Origin of the sequence: Thalassospira sp. HF15 (genome assembly GCF_011806525.1) — a bacterium.
GTDB lineage: Bacteria > Pseudomonadota > Alphaproteobacteria > Rhodospirillales > Thalassospiraceae > Thalassospira.
In genome coordinates, this window is sequence record NZ_JAAVKI010000008.1 from 53,576 (window position 1) to 66,110 (window position 12,535).

The 12,535-nt window shown below is 55.1% G+C and carries 13 protein-coding genes and 1 other RNA gene; 5 read left to right on the forward strand and 9 right to left on the reverse strand.

The features are described 5' to 3' along the window. Window positions 1-20: 20 nt before the first annotated feature. The 6 genes from murF to HED22_RS17135 are packed head-to-tail and all read right to left on the reverse strand — an operon-like array spanning window position 21 to window position 6,587. The gene (gene murF, locus HED22_RS17110; RefSeq protein ID WP_167724516.1) at window positions 21-1,451 is read right to left on the reverse strand and encodes a UDP-N-acetylmuramoyl-tripeptide--D-alanyl-D-alanine ligase; all 1,431 of its coding nucleotides are present in this window, start codon (window positions 1,449-1,451) and stop codon (window positions 21-23) included. A gap of 59 nt (window positions 1,452-1,510) precedes the next feature. Further along, on the reverse strand, window positions 1,511-2,971 hold the full coding sequence (locus tag HED22_RS17115) for a UDP-N-acetylmuramoyl-L-alanyl-D-glutamate--2,6-diaminopimelate ligase (RefSeq protein ID WP_167724518.1): 1,461 nt from the start codon (window positions 2,969-2,971) through the stop codon (window positions 1,511-1,513). Next, entirely contained in the window at window positions 2,958-4,676 is a 1,719-nt protein-coding gene (locus tag HED22_RS17120) for a penicillin-binding protein 2 (protein WP_167724520.1), read from the reverse strand. The genes HED22_RS17115 and HED22_RS17120 overlap by 14 nt, the downstream gene beginning before the upstream one ends. Beyond that, on the reverse strand, window positions 4,673-5,104 hold the full coding sequence (locus tag HED22_RS17125) for a hypothetical protein (protein ID WP_167724522.1): 432 nt from the start codon (window positions 5,102-5,104) through the stop codon (window positions 4,673-4,675). Before HED22_RS17125 ends, HED22_RS17120 begins: the two co-directional genes overlap by 4 nt. Continuing rightward, window positions 5,101-6,087 carry a 16S rRNA (cytosine(1402)-N(4))-methyltransferase RsmH gene (rsmH, locus tag HED22_RS17130; RefSeq protein WP_167724524.1) on the reverse strand — a complete coding sequence of 329 codons (987 nt, stop codon included), beginning with the start codon at window positions 6,085-6,087 and terminating at the stop codon, window positions 5,101-5,103. Before rsmH ends, HED22_RS17125 begins: the two co-directional genes overlap by 4 nt. After that, a complete protein-coding gene (locus HED22_RS17135) occupies window positions 6,084-6,587 on the reverse strand; it encodes a division/cell wall cluster transcriptional repressor MraZ (protein ID WP_167724526.1) in 504 nt (167 codons plus the stop codon). Before HED22_RS17135 ends, rsmH begins: the two co-directional genes overlap by 4 nt. A gap of 149 nt (window positions 6,588-6,736) precedes the next feature. Here HED22_RS17135 and HED22_RS17140 point away from each other — a divergent pair, with 149 nt between their 5' ends. The 5 genes from HED22_RS17140 (at window position 6,737) to HED22_RS17160 (ending at window position 10,385) form a co-directional block, all read left to right on the forward strand. Then, window positions 6,737-7,000, forward strand: coding sequence for a hypothetical protein (locus tag HED22_RS17140; RefSeq protein WP_167724528.1), 264 nt, complete (start codon window positions 6,737-6,739; stop codon window positions 6,998-7,000). 227 nt (window positions 7,001-7,227) lie between these two features. Next, a complete protein-coding gene (locus HED22_RS17145; RefSeq protein WP_254870223.1) occupies window positions 7,228-7,905 on the forward strand; it encodes an EF-hand domain-containing protein in 678 nt (225 codons plus the stop codon). A 94-nt stretch (window positions 7,906-7,999) separates the two neighbouring features. Next, a complete protein-coding gene (corA, locus tag HED22_RS17150; protein WP_167724530.1) occupies window positions 8,000-9,052 on the forward strand; it encodes a magnesium/cobalt transporter CorA in 1,053 nt (350 codons plus the stop codon). A 96-nt stretch (window positions 9,053-9,148) separates the two neighbouring features. Next, on the forward strand, window positions 9,149-9,697 hold the full coding sequence (locus tag HED22_RS17155; protein ID WP_167724532.1) for a cysteine hydrolase family protein: 549 nt from the start codon (window positions 9,149-9,151) through the stop codon (window positions 9,695-9,697). Between the two features lie 67 nt (window positions 9,698-9,764). After that, entirely contained in the window at window positions 9,765-10,385 is a 621-nt protein-coding gene (locus HED22_RS17160) for a pyridoxamine 5'-phosphate oxidase family protein (RefSeq protein ID WP_167724534.1), read from the forward strand. Window positions 10,386-10,429: 44 nt separating this feature from the next. Here HED22_RS17160 and rnpB read toward each other — a convergent pair. The 3 genes from rnpB to HED22_RS17175 all read right to left on the reverse strand — a co-directional run bounded on the left by rnpB (window position 10,430) and on the right by HED22_RS17175 (window position 12,518). Beyond that, window positions 10,430-10,825, reverse strand: an RNA gene (rnpB, locus tag HED22_RS17165) — RNase P RNA component class A. Between the two features lie 62 nt (window positions 10,826-10,887). Then, entirely contained in the window at window positions 10,888-11,640 is a 753-nt protein-coding gene (locus tag HED22_RS17170) for an N-acetylmuramoyl-L-alanine amidase (RefSeq protein WP_167724536.1), read from the reverse strand. Between the two features lie 5 nt (window positions 11,641-11,645). Beyond that, on the reverse strand, window positions 11,646-12,518 hold the full coding sequence (locus HED22_RS17175; RefSeq protein ID WP_167724538.1) for a DMT family transporter: 873 nt from the start codon (window positions 12,516-12,518) through the stop codon (window positions 11,646-11,648). Between the last annotated feature and the right edge of the window lie 17 nt (window positions 12,519-12,535).

Genomic DNA, 12,535 nt, shown 5'->3' on the forward strand with positions numbered 1-12,535 from the left:
CTGGTCGTTCCTTTTGCGACTTACTCTGTTGCGGTTGTGGATTTTTCCAACACGCCACAGGATTTTAGTGCCGATACAATTTTCGAAACGTAAATGCCAAGCGATCCTTTGAGCAAAACCACATCGCCATCGCGCAAATCGGCCTTGATCGGCTCAATCGCGTCTTCGGCGGTGTCAAAGTGGCCGGCATTGCGTTCGGAAGGCAAAGTCTTGTCGAGCTCGGCCATCAGAGGCCCAACCGAATAAACCCGATCAATCTCAAGCGAAGTCAGCGGGTGATAGAGATCGGCATGCATCTTGGTCGCGCTGTCGCCAAGTTCACGCATGTCACCGAGAACTGCAATCTTGCGTCCGCCTTCTCCCGGTTTGGTTTGGGATAATACCTTGATCCCGGCCATCATCGAGGTCGGGTTGGCGTTATAGGCATCATCAATCAGGGTAAATGTGCCTTCGCCAGATGGCAGTTTGACGGTGTGTGTTTCACCGCGCCCGGCAGGTGGTGTGACATCGGCCAGATCCTTGGAGGCCTTGATGAGGTCCGCCCCAATCGCATCGACACAGCCGAGAACGGCCAATGAATTCAGAACCCAGTGTTCGCCAGGGCACCCGATGAAATATTCCAGATCCTGACCGCCGACCCGCGCACGGACAGCACTGCCATCAGTGACAATGTTGGCTTCAAACAGGCGATAATTCGAAACGGCATCCGTGCCGAAGCATTTGATGTTGCCAAGGCCAAGTTCCTTGGCACGGCGGGCAAGGGCAAAGTAATGCAGGTTGTCTCGGTTCAGGATGACGGTGCCGTCGCTATCAAGGCCTTCAAAAATCTCGGCCTTGGCCATGGCGATTTCGGCTTCATCCTTAAAGAATTCGGTGTGCGCACCAACCACCGTGGTGATCAGCGCCACAGATGGCTTGACCATTTTGACAAGCGAACTGATTTCACCGGGATGGTTCATGCCAATTTCAAAGACACCAAAATCGGCATCGGCCGGCAGTGTCGCCAGTGTTATCGGTACGCCCCAATGGTTGTTGAAGCTGGCCGGGCTGGCATGTGTTTTTCCCTGCTGGGACAGCACGTATTTAAGGGCTTCCTTGGTGCCGGTCTTGCCGACACTGCCAGTGATGGCAACGATTTTGGCTTTGCTGCGCGCACGTCCGGCAATGCCAAGGCGCTCAAGGGCGGCCATCGTGTCATCAACCAGAAGAACCTTGTCAGTGTCGGTAATGCCACGGTCATCTGAAACCATGACGGCATGGGCACCTGCATCAAGGGCGGCCTGGGCAAATTTGTGGCCGTCGAAATTCGGGCCTTTCAGGGCGATGAACAGATCGCCTTCGCTGACTTTGCGGCTGTCAATCGAGATGCCGGTTACCGTCCAGTCACCTGTGGTTTTGCCACCGGTTGCGGTTGCGGCATCCTGTGCGGTCCATAAAACAGCCTTCGTCATAACGTCACTTTCTTTTCGAGCAGACCATTACGACCAAAGCGCCGTAACGGGAATTAAGGTCAGTTGCCACCTGCAAGGATGTTGCGGGCAACAGATGCATCATCGAATGGAAGAACCGTATCACCGACAATTTGGCCTCTTTCATGGCCTTTTCCGGCAATAATAAGGACGTCGTTGCGCTGAAGGATGCCAATGCCGCGTTTGATGGCTTCAGCGCGGTCACCAATTTCGACGGCACCTTCGCACTTTTCCTTGATAGCAGCACGAATGGTGGCCGGATCTTCGCTGCGCGGATTGTCATCGGTGATGATGGCAATATCGGCAAAGTCCTGGGCAACCTGTCCCATCAACGGGCGTTTCCCGACGTCACGGTCTCCACCGGCCCCGAATACACAAACCAGGCGGCCTTTGCAATGCGGTCGGACGGCCTTGATTACGGTTTCAAGCGCATCTGGTGTATGGGCGTAATCAACGAATACCGGCGCGCCAAAGCTTGTTTTGCCGACCAGTTCCAGACGTCCACGCACGCCTTCAAGTTTTTCAAGCGCAAGAACCGCCTGATCAAGATCGGCACCGGATGCGACAACAATGGAAAGCGCGGCCAGCGCATTCATTACCTGGAAGCTTCCCATCAGCGGCAGGTGAATGTTGTATTCGCCCTTGTTCGCCGCAAGGCGGATTTTGGTGCCGGTGCTGTCCGGTGTTGCCTTGATCAGTTTGATGTCATCGGCATTCAGTCCGTAGGACAGAACATTCACACCGCGCTTGGCGCAGACTTCTTTAAGGAGGTTGAACTGTTCGATATCGGCATTCAGCACGGCCGTGCCGTCTGCAACCAGAAGGTCGGAAAACAGGCGGGCTTTGGCGGCGAAATACTTTTCGAACGTGCCGTGATAATCCAGGTGATCGCGCGACAGGTTGGTGAAGGCAGCAACCGTGACCTTCACGCCATCAAGACGATATTGGTCAAGCCCGTGAGAACTTGCTTCCATCGCGACATGGGTGACCCCGATGCCAGACATTTCATCAAGGCTTTGGTGAAGTGCGACCGGATCCGGTGTCGTCAGCGAACCGGGGATTTTTGCGCCAGCCGCGCGAATACCAAGTGTTCCGATCGATCCGGACATATTGCCAAGGATCGTCCAGAGCTGTTCGGTAAAGATCGCGGTTGATGTCTTGCCGTTGGTACCGGTAATCGCTGCAATGTTTGCCGGTTGCTGACCATAAAAGCGGGCTGCCAACTGGGCATAACGTTTGCGCGGGTTTTCCACCGGGATCAGCGGAACCGTTGGGGCTGCCGGTCTTGGCGTTCCGTCCTTTGCAAGGATGGCTGCGGCACCAAGCTTGATCGCATCGGCGATATACTTGGATCCGTCATCACGCGCACCGGACAGGGCGGCAAACATATAGCCATCCTTCACAGTACGTGAGTCTGCTGTCAGGCCCGTGATATCCGGGTCCTGTCCTTCGGCATGTTTCAATGCCGCCTGATCACCTGCCATGAGCTCAGAAAGACGCAAGTTTGCGCTCCCCCTTGCGAAGTTCGATCTGCAGCGCTTGCTCAATCGCCGGCGCCTTCGCATTCGCCGGTTCAATGCCCAAAAGGGGAGCAATACGTGTCACAACCTTGCCAACGGCAGGGGCGGACACCCAACCTGCTGTGGCAAATCCAAAAGTTTCTTTAGTGCCTTTGGGCTCGTCCAACGTCACCAGAACCACATATTTCGGGTCCTGCATCGGGAAGGCGGCGACAAAGGTCGACATGCGGGCGTTCTTGACGTAGCGCCCGTTCACGAGTTTTTCCGAAGTGCCGGTCTTCCCGCCAAGGAAGTACCCCGCCACTTCGGCCTTCTTGCCAGAACCATCGGTTACGACCAGTCGCATAAGGCGACGCATCAGATCCGACGTTTTCTGGGAAAACACACGTTCGCCTGCCGGTGCACCATCCTGTTTAAGGATGGTCGCCGGGCGGCGAATGCCACCATTGACGATGGTGGAAATGCCACTGACAACCTGAAGCGGGGTGACAGCCAGACCATGGCCGAACGAAATCGTCATGGTGTTGATTTCGCGCCACGGATTGGGCACAAGCGGCCCGCCGACTTCAGGAAGCTCGATCTGCGGTTTGTCGAGCATGCCTAGCTTTTTAAGATACTTGCGCTGGTTCTCGCCGCCAAAGGCCATCGCCATGCGGGCTGATCCGATATTCGAGCTATGAACAAGAATTTCGGGCAGAGTCAGCCAACGGTTTTCAGCGTGATAGTCGCGAATTCTGAAACCGCCAATTGCCAGCGGTTCCGTCGCGTCATAGACCGAATTCAGCGTGGATGTACCGGTTTCAAGGGCAATGGCTGTGTTAAACAGCTTGAACACCGAGCCCATTTCATAAACGCCAAGCGTGGAACGGTTAAAGCGTGCATCGGCTGGTGCCTGACCCGGACGGTGCGGATCAAAGTTCGGAAGTGACGTCATGGCGATGACTTCGCCGGTATAGACATCCATCACAAGGCCTGCAGCCCCAACCGCGCTATAGGTTTCCATCGCGGTTTCGACTTCTTCCTCAAGTGCGTATTGCACCCGGGTATCAAGCGAAAGTTCCAGCGGGCCGTTATTGATGCGCAGTTCGTTGTCAAACTCGCGCTCCGCACCGGCAATGCCGTTATTGTCGATGTCGGTAAAGCCCAGTGCGTGGGACAGCAGGCGACCGTGTGGATAAACGCGGCGTTCTTCACGCTGGAAGTTCAAACCTGGAATACCCAGCGAATTGACTTCATATTGCTGTTCGGGTGTCAGGTTGCGCCGCAGCCAGACGAATGCCTTGCGCGAGCTCAGGTGGCGGATCAGGCTATCGCGGTCCAGATCGGGCAGCACGGTCAACAGAAGGTCAGCCGACTCAACCGGATCCTTGACGACACGGGCATCGGCATAAAGCGAATTGGTCGGGAGATCGGTCGCCAGCAACATACCGTTGCGGTCAACGATATCGGCGCGCTCTGTCTTGAGTTCGCGTGTGTCAGTACCCGATGCCACAGCCGGTTCATTGCCTTGACGCAGGACTGATGCGTCAACCAGGCCATAAGTGATCCAGCAAAAACCGATGATGAACATCGTGCCGGTGATAAAGATACGGTTGCGCGCGGTTTCAAGGGCAAGACGTTCGCGCTGATCCGGGCCCAGTTCCGGGCGGTCGCCACGCAGCCAATATGAAAAACGGGTCAGGCTCATTGTGCGCCCCCCGTTCCTGTTGCGACGGACGGGGCATCAATGATCATGGAGTCAGCCGCCTCGTCATACATCAGGTCACCCGGACGGGCGCGGGGTGGCGGCATGAAGGCAACCGCCTCGCCGAACTTGTCGATGCGATACTGATGCAGATCGGCGTCTTCGGGCAGATCGTCGATGCTTGCCATCTGCAGCACGTCAATCTGGTCAAGGCTCAGATACTGCCGGGACAGGCGTTCAATACGTTCCGGATTGTTCAGATAGCTCCATTCTGCCTGCAGGACGTGGATACTTTCCTGCTCGGCCAGAATGTCGGATTGGATTTCGGCATAACGCTTTTCAAGGCGTTCCACCTCGTGGCTGACCCAGTAGGTGCCAGTGCCGATCAGAATGGTCAGAACGAGGCCAATGATGGTTACCGCACGGGTCATTTGCGACCTCCCTGCGGTGATGCGGGCTGTTCGTTGCGCGCAACGGCACGCAGCTTGGCCGAACGCGCACGCGGATTGGCGCGGATCTCGTCTTTCTGACCCGTAACGGCTTTGCGGGTGATGGTCGTAAAGGTCGGAATGGTGACTTCCGGTTCACCCGGCAGGCGGCGTGACATCTTGTTCGGATCGCCAGAGCGCGCCTTCATGAATGTTTTGACCTGCCGGTCTTCGAGCGAGTGGAAGGTCACCACCACCAGACGCCCGCCCGGTTTCAGAAGCGTTTCAGCGGCATCCATGGCGCGTTCAAGTTCACCAAGTTCGTCATTGACGTAAATGCGAAGCGCCTGAAACGTCCGGGTCGCCGGATCAATGCCATCCTTGGATTTGCGCACGACCGAACGCACCGCACGGGCAAGTTGCGATGTCGTTGCAAAGGGTTCCTCGGCGCGCATTTCAATGATCTTGTGTGCGACCTTGCGCGATGCGCGTTCCTCGCCATAGCGATAGATGACATTGGCGATGTCTTCTTCTTCGGCTGTGTTGACGAAATCGGCCGCTGTCGGGCCCGACATCGACATGCGCATATCAAGCGGACCGTCTTCGCGGAATGAAAAGCCGCGTTCAGCCTGATCAAGCTGCATGGATGAAACGCCGATATCAAGAACGATGCCGTCGACCTGCTCGGCTCCGGCCGCTGGGATCAGACGTCCCATATCACCAAAGCAGCCCTCAACCATATGGAAGCGGCCTTCATATTCTGCTTCAAGTTTTTTGCCGGTTTCAACCGCAGTCGGATCGCGATCAATGCCGTAGAGTTCGCAATTGGCAGAATCAAGAATGGCGCGGGAGTAACCGCCTGCGCCAAAGGTACCGTCCACCATGATCTCGCCGTCGGCGGGTGCCAGGGCTTCTAGGACCTCGCGAAGCAGGACCGGCTTGTGCGGGCGATCTTCGGTGGCAAAGCTCAGGTCATTCGTGCTCATGATGCGTCCTCCTCGTCAGAGGTGCCGGGACGTGCACCTTTGGGGAGTTCTGCCATCGGTTTGAGCTTCAATGTCGCACCACGATTGAGCGTGCGGGTCCGGCTGGCTTCTTGCAGGGGCTTGAAGATGTCAGGGTTCCACAGGCGGAAGGTGCGACCACGGCCGACAAAGGCGACCTGATCTTCGATACGGGCAAATTCGATCAGTTCTGCGGGCAGAATGATGCGGCCTTCGCCGTCGTAAGGAAGCATATGCGAGGAACCAAGGATGGTGTCTGCCAGATCGTCAGCCTCGTCAGAAAACATGTCGAGTTCATCAAGCGAAGCGGCAATGCGCTCCATATGGCTGTGGCTGCAGCCTTCAAGCGCGCTTTCCTTGTGGGATTGATACAGGTAGATGCCAGCGAATTCTTCGTTGTCGAGGGCCGCACGGAACCGCTTGGGGACGGATACGCGTCCCTTCCGGTCCAGCTTGTGAATGTGCGTCCCTGTGAACAGCACGTCGCCATTCCCCTGATCAAAAATCCGATTTCAGAACACGGGCCCCTGTCGGGCTGTCTTGCGACGGTGTGGTGTCTGAAATGGATATGCCCCGCATGGCACGGAATTTGTGCCTCTTTATGGGGTACCATGGGAAATGATGGGGGTCAATGGGATTTGATGGGCAAAATTATGATGTTTCAGCGCTTCTCAAGGGTTTCTGCGCTATATGCAAAAAGGCTGAATTCAGCCAAAAATGCCGGAAAACCGGCAGCATTCCATCTTCTGCCCATAAAATCCCAAATCAGTTCCATGGGGACCCATGGGAAGACCATCTAAAAACCGGAATTTGGGTTTTGATGGACATGTTGATGATTTGGATTTGCATGGGCTTGTCGAAGACAATTTGCGATTTGATGGCCAATCGGGTTTGATGCGCGGGCAAACTCCTGCAAAATGTCAGAAAGAACTTTGATGGTTTTGTTCGACCATCATGAATGAAAACAGCCCCGAGCGGGGCAGCCTCTTCTGGCGCGGGGCAGCGTCAGTGAAACGAAGGAAGCGATTGTTGCGGATAAAAGCTGCCATTCTATTAATGGGTTGCGCATTTTCGTGTGCTGCCTTGGTCCCCGGATTTAAGCCGGTCGCGGGCGGGGTGGCGATGGCGCAAGGATTATCGTTGGATCCGGCGGGTGGCGGATCAAACTCGCCGGAAGTTTCATCGCCGCAAATGCGTGAATTGCTGCCCTTGATCATGCAGCAGTTGCAAAACAATCCGGAACTGATGTCGCAGTTTGGTCTTGGCGGACTTTCCGGTCTGAACGGCCTTGATGGGGCGACTTCGGCCACAGGTGTGCCCGGAATGACTGGCGATGGGGGCGCAGATATTCCCGGTCTCAGCGAGGCGATTGCAAAGGCCCTTGCCCAGCAAAATGGTGGAACGGGTGTTGCACCGTTGGGCGTACCCGAACAGGTCAAGGTCTATCGTGAACAGTATCATCCAGTTGATATTGACCAGGATGGCCGGATTAGTGCTGACGAGGCTGCTGCGTATGCAAGCTGGATGTTCCGCAGGCGCGATATCAATGGGGATAATGTACTGGTCGCCCGTGAATTCGCCGCTGTTGAAAAACTGCCCGGTTCACCGGATGCCAATCGCCAAAGATTGCGTACAGAAAGCCGTCGACTTGTTCTGTTGTTTCCCGATTACGATGGCGATGGTGACAAGATGATCACCAAGGAAGAGTTCATGGCAAAAGCCCACACGACATATGATGAAAAACGTGGGTCTGATCCTGATATCGATCCGTTTGCCTTCCAGACGGTGCTACCGTTTTAGGGGCGCTTTGATCCGAAACGCATTCATCACATGACAAGCAACAGATAAACTGGCATCCGTAACCATCGGCAAGCCGGAAGAGACGGAGAGGCTCATGGATACCAACGAATTCTATGCCCCGATGCGCACAAGCGGTGACGACGGCACTGCAGCTGCTCCGGCGATATCTGATGACGCTGCTGGTGGCAGTGCTGCTGGAGCTTCGACCTCCGTGGACCATGTCGACGCAAAACCAGCGTCGGTAACGACAGAACGGCCTCCGGTCTGGGTGGATTTGCATTCTCCGACACCCGAAGAAATTCACGAGATCGAACAACGCTTTGGCATTGAAATGCCCACCCGCGAAGAAATGCAGGAAATCGAGCTGTCATCTCGCCTGTATGAAGAGGACGGTGCACTGTTCATGACGATCTCGGTCTTGACCAGGGCAACCACCGACGCACCGCAAACGACCGCAGTCACGTTCATTTTGGTCAAGAAGACCCTGATTACGGTGCGATATGCCGAACCGGTACCGTTCAAAACCTTTATCCGGCGTGTGAAACGGAGCCCTTCGCTTGCCAACAGTGCCGAGGCTGTTTTGTTTGGTCTGCTTGAACAGATTGTTGATCGTTTGGCCGATCTGATGGAGCAAACCGCGACCGATCTTGAAAATCTGTCCAATCAGGTCTTCATCAGTCCGGACGATCAGGGCTCTGACCGCGATCATCGTGAAACCCTGCGTCAAATCGGGCGTACCGGCAACCTCTCGGGCAAGGCCAAGGACAGTCTTCTGAACCTGCATCGGCTGGGACTGTTCCTGACGACACAGGCGCGTCTTAAAAAGGATGCCAAGGCGCGGCTTAAAATCCTGTCGCGCGACATTGTCTCGATCACCGAACACGCCAATTTCATCGCCAACAAGGTTACCTTCCTGCTCGATGCGACCCTGGGCATGATCAATCTTGAGCAGAACAACATCATCAAGATTTTCTCGGTCGCCGCCGCCGCCTTCCTGCCGCCGACACTGATCGCCAGCATCTATGGCATGAACTTCGAATTCATGCCGGAACTGGGATGGGAGTTCGGATATCCGGTGGCAATTGGACTGATGGTGCTGTCTGCTGTTCTGCCGCTGCTTTATTTCAAACGCAAGGGCTGGCTATAGGCTACTTGTCGATAATCGTTGGGATTTTGTCCTTTTAAGCTGACTGTCTGCTGTTAGTTTGATCCGTGCGTTTTTTTCCGAATTTGGAGCCCCTCAATGAGCCAGACCGCCCTGATCCTGATTGATTGGCAGCAAGGATTTGATGACGCCAGATATTGGGGAAATCGAAACAATCCCGACGCTGAAGCCAATGGGCAGAAACTGCTGGCGCACTGGCGCGATAAAGGGTGGCCGGTTTTTCATGCAAAGCACGATTCAACCGAACCGCAATCGCGCCTCCATCCAGATCATCCGGGCAATGCGTTCAAGCCGAGGTTTGAGCCCATCGATGGTGAGCCTGTTTATGGCAAGAATGTCAATTCCGCCCTGATCGGGACGAAGCTTGAGGCCGATCTGCGCGCGCGGGGGATTTCGAAGTTGGTGCTTTGCGGGATTACGACCGACCATTGCGTGAATACGACCACGCGCATGGCCGGGAATCTTGGATTTGACGCGACCATTGCCGCTGATGCCTGTGCGACATTTGATCGCAGCCTTCCGGATGGGCGGGTTTTCCCGGCTGATCTGGTCCATGATGTGGCGCTTGCCAGCCTGAATGGCGAGTTCGCGGCTGTCAAAAATGTCGATGAGATTATAGCTGGCTGATCAGCAATTGACGTTCGTTTGCAGCTGACGCACTTTCGTCGTCTGACTCCCGCAAAAGGTGCCCAAAATGCCCAAAATTGATACTCAGGAAAAGCTTCGTGCGATCTATGGTGCACCGATGGACATCGCCGTTGCCAAGTGCCTGCGAAGTCTTGATGCGCACTGCAAGCGTTTCATCGAACTCGCACCTTTTGCGGTGATTTCCTCGGCGGGGCCTAACGGGGATGCAGATGTCAGCCCGCGTGGAGATGGGCCGGGATTTATCAAAGTGCTGGATGACAGAACCATCGTGATGCCGGATCGACCGGGGAACAATCGTGTCGATACCTTGTCAAACATTGTCGATAACCCGAAAGTCGGAATGCTGTTTTTCGTACCGGGTGTGAACGAAACGCTGCGCATCAATGGTATTGCGGAAATTAGCACTGACCCGGAACTGATGGGACTGTTTGCCGATACACCCAAGGCGCCGGTCACCGCGATCAAGATCAAGGTAGAAGAAGCCTTCCTGCATTGTGCAAAGGCGTTGATGCGTTCCAAGCTGTGGGAGCCTGAAACCCGGATCGAGCGCAAAACGCTGCCAACACTGGGCAAGATGATCAAGGATCAGACATCATCAGATATCCCCGAAAGCACCCAGGAAGAAGCAGACAGGTATTTTGCCAATTCCATCGCGGAGCGTGGCTGATCGGGCGCGTATGACTGAACGCTTTTGTGTGTCTTCAAAAAAGTAAGACCAGATGGCCTGTAAGCCGGGTTCTGTCCATGCGGCGAACCGCACTGGATGACTATTCATCTGGGACGTCCGTCGCCGAACGCCTCCTGCAACCAACCCGAATGGTGGTGCGAAAACCCACCTGCCGACAATGCCGAAGCATCCGGCCGACCATTCCTATTAGGTTTTGCTCCCGGTGGGGTTTACCATGCGTCCCGCATTGCTGAAGGACCGGTGCGCTCTTACCGCACCCTTTCACCCTTACCGGATGGCTTGCGCGATCCGGCGGTATCCTCTCTGTGGCACTTTCCCTAGGGTCGCCCCCGCCAGACGTTATCTGGCACCGTGTTTCCGTGGAGCCCGGACTTTCCTCCCCGATTGCGAACAATCAGGGCAGCCATCCGGCCATCTGGTGAACGGGGATTTAGGTTACATCAGCGGTGGCGTCAAGAAAAAGCGGTGAAGGCAAAGCTGCCTAACGCGTAATCACGCTTGCCAGAACCTTGGCAATGGCAAAGCATTCTTCATCCACCTCGCCTGAAATGTTGGTCTGGCGCCAATGACGCTGGAAGGCGATGGTGCGTTTGGTTTGGTCTTCGTCGCTGTCCGCCGGGCCATAGCCGATTGTCTCAAGCAGGCGATGAAACTCATCCGGGCTGCCAGGGTTTCCTGCCACGTCAGACATGATTTCAGGAACGCCTTGGTATCCGGGCCATAACCCAATGCCGTTTTCGGCGAGGTGTCGCCACGGGAACAATTCGCCCGGGTCTTCCTTGCGGTCGGGGGCCATATCAGAATGTGCGATGATGCGGCTGGCCGGGATGTGATGATGGGCAAGGATTTGCGTGCAAAGTGCGATGACGGATGTGATCTGAATTTCGGGGAAGGAGCTGTAGCCAAATTCATGCCCCGGATTGACGATTTCAATCCCGATGGAATGGGAATTCACATCGTCGCATTCTTGCCAGTGGCCAACCCCGGCATGCCATGCGCGTTTTTCTTCGTCGACAAGCTGAAAGATGCGGCCATCTTCCTCGATCAGGTAATGGCTGGAAACAGAACTTTCCCGATCACACAGGCGTTCAAGGGCTGCGTCACCCGATTGCATGCCGGTATAGTGCAGTACCAGAATATCAATCGGGCAACCATCCGGACGGTCGCCGAAATTGGGGGAAGGATGCGAAATGATGTTTTCCGCTGATAGCGCTTTGGTGGCCTTTTCACCCATGCGGATCAATCCATCCCCTGTACTTTTCGTTGAACCGGCTTGCGGAGCATAATCACTGCGACACCGCACAGAACGACAGCGCCGCCGATGATTTTAAGCAACGAGAACGGCTCGTCAAATACAAGGAAAGATCCGATGACGCTGATCACCGGCGCCAGCAGCATCCAAGGGACAACGGCGTTCACATCCTGCGTTTTCAGCAAATGATACCAGAAGCCATAGGCAACGATGGAAGACATCACCACGGTAAAAGCTAGGTTGGCCCACGCTACCCAGCTTGCGTTGGCAACCGCTTGAAAGGCATGTGGTTCAAAGATCAGTGAAAGGATGAATAGCTGTGGTGCGGCCATCAACGCCATCCAGCCATTAAGCTGGAAGGTGTCAATATCGCCAAGTTTTTTGATCATGACATTGGCAACCGCCCACATGAAAGATGCAAATACCACGAGCAACAGTGGTATTTGCAACTCGGTCATGGTCGGGTCCCAGAACATGATCGTCACACCGATAAAGGCCAGTGCCATGCCCGATAGCCGTTTCCAGCCCAGCCGGTCATTGAAGAAATAGGTCGCAAGCATTGATGAAAATGGCACGCCAAGAAGAATGATGATGGCAACCGGCCCGGCATCAATCATCGAAAGGGCGTAAAACAGAACCCCGAAATGCAGACCACCAAAAGTTACAGAGATCAGGGCAAGCTTGCCGAAACGGCCACGCGGAACCTGTGTGAATGGGATCAGCAGGATCGCGACAGCCGCAAAACGCATTGCAGTCAGGATAAAAGGCGGGATTTCACCAACCGCGCCTTTAACGGTCAGCATGTTCACGCCCCAGATTACAGCGACGGAAAAGGCCATAAGCAAGGCTTTTATTGGCATGTGATATTTTTCGTGTA

Bases quoted from the DNA above. Each gene is read 5' to 3' on its own strand.
- HED22_RS17160 (WP_167724534.1), top strand. From the start codon at position 9,765: ATGCCCAAAATTGATACTCAGGAAAAGCTTCGTGCGATCTATGGTGCA.
- HED22_RS17145 (WP_254870223.1), top strand. From the start codon at position 7,228: ATGGCGCAAGGATTATCGTTGGATCCGGCGGGTGGCGGATCAAACTCG.
- HED22_RS17140 (WP_167724528.1), top strand. From the start codon at position 6,737: ATGGGATTTGATGGGCAAAATTATGATGTTTCAGCGCTTCTCAAGGGT.
- HED22_RS17125 (WP_167724522.1), bottom strand. From the start codon at position 5,104: ATGACCCGTGCGGTAACCATCATTGGCCTCGTTCTGACCATTCTGATC.
- HED22_RS17170 (WP_167724536.1), bottom strand. From the start codon at position 11,640: ATGGGTGAAAAGGCCACCAAAGCGCTATCAGCGGAAAACATCATTTCG.
- rsmH (WP_167724524.1), bottom strand. From the start codon at position 6,087: ATGAGCACGAATGACCTGAGCTTTGCCACCGAAGATCGCCCGCACAAG.
- HED22_RS17175 (WP_167724538.1), bottom strand. From the start codon at position 12,518: ATGCCAATAAAAGCCTTGCTTATGGCCTTTTCCGTCGCTGTAATCTGG.
- murF (WP_167724516.1), bottom strand. From the start codon at position 1,451: ATGACGAAGGCTGTTTTATGGACCGCACAGGATGCCGCAACCGCAACC.
- HED22_RS17155 (WP_167724532.1), top strand. From the start codon at position 9,149: ATGAGCCAGACCGCCCTGATCCTGATTGATTGGCAGCAAGGATTTGAT.
- corA (WP_167724530.1), top strand. From the start codon at position 8,000: ATGGATACCAACGAATTCTATGCCCCGATGCGCACAAGCGGTGACGAC.
- HED22_RS17120 (WP_167724520.1), bottom strand. From the start codon at position 4,676: ATGAGCCTGACCCGTTTTTCATATTGGCTGCGTGGCGACCGCCCGGAA.